3 protein-coding genes are annotated in these 1,620 nt (G+C 66.0%); 2 read left to right on the top strand and 1 reads right to left on the bottom strand.

The features are described from left to right. Positions 1-126: DsbA family protein (locus RMN86_RS07955; RefSeq protein ID WP_309605300.1), on the top strand; the 126-nt coding region annotated here is incomplete at its 5' end. Here RMN86_RS07955 and RMN86_RS07950 read toward each other — a convergent pair. After that, positions 123-932 carry a response regulator gene (locus RMN86_RS07950; RefSeq protein ID WP_309605299.1) on the bottom strand — a complete coding sequence of 270 codons (810 nt, stop codon included), beginning with the start codon at positions 930-932 and terminating at the stop codon, positions 123-125. The two genes, RMN86_RS07955 and RMN86_RS07950, sit on opposite strands and share 4 nt — an antisense overlap. Positions 933-1,211: 279 nt before the next feature. Here RMN86_RS07950 and RMN86_RS07945 point away from each other — a divergent pair. Further along, the coding region (locus tag RMN86_RS07945; protein ID WP_309605298.1) for a PAS domain S-box protein at positions 1,212-1,620 on the top strand (409 nt) is incomplete at its 3' end.

The following is a 1,620-nucleotide window of genomic DNA, read 5'->3' as shown; positions in this document are numbered from 1 at the left end:
ACCGAGGCCGCCGTCGCCCGCGGCGCCTTTGGCATTCCGACCTTCTTCGTCGGCGACGAGATGTTCTTCGGCAAGGATCGGCTTGGCCAGGTCGAGGACGAAGCCGCCCGGCAGGCCGCAGTTTAGGCCGCCACCGCCTCTTCCTTCGGCATGTAGGCCAGCAGCGCCCCGGCCTTCACCTCCAGAGCCGCACGGTCGTAGGGCGCGCCCTTGACCTCGATCTCGTCCAGGTAGCGCCCGAAATCGATGGCCGCGGAGGTCAGCTTCAGGTCGGCGATGCTCATCCCGCATCTCCGCAGCTCGGCGACCTGGGCCTGCAGGGCGCGCATCGCCTGGGCCGGGTCGCTAGCGACCGCGGCGATCGCCGACCGCAGGATCTTCAGCGCCTGGGCCAGGCGTTCGGCGTCGGGCGTCGCGGTGGCGTCGGACCGACGCTTCAGGGCGCCGGAATAGTCGCCGGAATTGAACCGGCGCCGGTCGGGGCCGACGTAGTCAACCGCCTCGACCCAGTCGCGCGGGCGCAGCGTCACCGCCTCAAGGCGGCGCAGCAGATCCTTGATGGTGAATGGCCGGCGGAGGAACTCATGCACGCCGGCGTCGCGCGAGGCCAGGATGCCGGCGGCGGTGGCCTGGCCGGTGACCATGATCACCGGGGCGTAGCGCGCCGAAAGATGGCTGCGGCGCAGCTCGCGGGTGAAGGCGATCCCGTCCAGGGGGGCTGGTCCCAGGTCGACGAAGATGACGTGCGGATCGTAGCTGGCGGTCAGCCGGATCGCCTTGTCGTGGGTTTCCGCCGTCCAGATCTGCGAGCGGGCGATGTCGCGCATCAGCTCGCCGATCAACCGCGCGCCGGCGGGTTGCGGATCGACGATCATCACGCGCTGCAGCATCGGCGTCATGCGCTGAATGATCTTGGCGTCTGCGTTGAACAAGGCCCGCGCGCTCCGTCTATGAGCCTTGTCTAACGCGTCGCAGGTAAAGAACGCCTTGACGAAAACTGACTTCGACCAGGGTCCGGCTGCCAAACACTGTCGTCAAGACTGGTGTCAGCGTGGTGCATCTGTTGTTAGAGTTAGACGACGGCGCGCGCCTGGAGAGCCAGCGTCGCGCGTCCGCTCGAGTCGCGAATTCGCGTAACGGGATATATTGACCGGCCTGGAGCGCGACAATAGGCTATGCCTCTGACGTAATGACCAATTGTCAGAAACTTGATGTCCGAAAAGCCGACAGAGTTCCCGGAAGCATGGGCCAGCGTCGATCAGCCGGCGGGTGTCGACGAGCTTCGGCAAGTTCTCGCGGCGATCATCGAATCGTCTGAGGACGCCATCCTCTCGAAGAACCTCGACGGCATTATCACCAGCTGGAATCGCGGCGCGGAACACCTCTTCGGCTATACCGCTGACGAGGTGGTCGGAAAGTCGGTGACGGTCCTGATCCCGGACGACCGGCAGGACGAGGAGCCCTCCATCCTGGCGCGCCTGCGCCGGGGCGAACGGATCGAGCACTACGAGACGGTTCGCCGGCGCAAGGACGGCAGCCTTGTTGACATATCGCTGTCGGTATCTCCGATCCGCGATGCAAGCGGCAGGGTGGTTGGCGCCTCGAAGATCGCCCGTGACC

Source organism: Phenylobacterium sp. (assembly GCF_031360265.1).
GTDB lineage: Bacteria > Pseudomonadota > Alphaproteobacteria > Caulobacterales > Caulobacteraceae > Phenylobacterium.
Note: the sequence above shows the minus strand (reverse complement) of the source record. Positions and strands in the feature narration are given on the sequence as shown.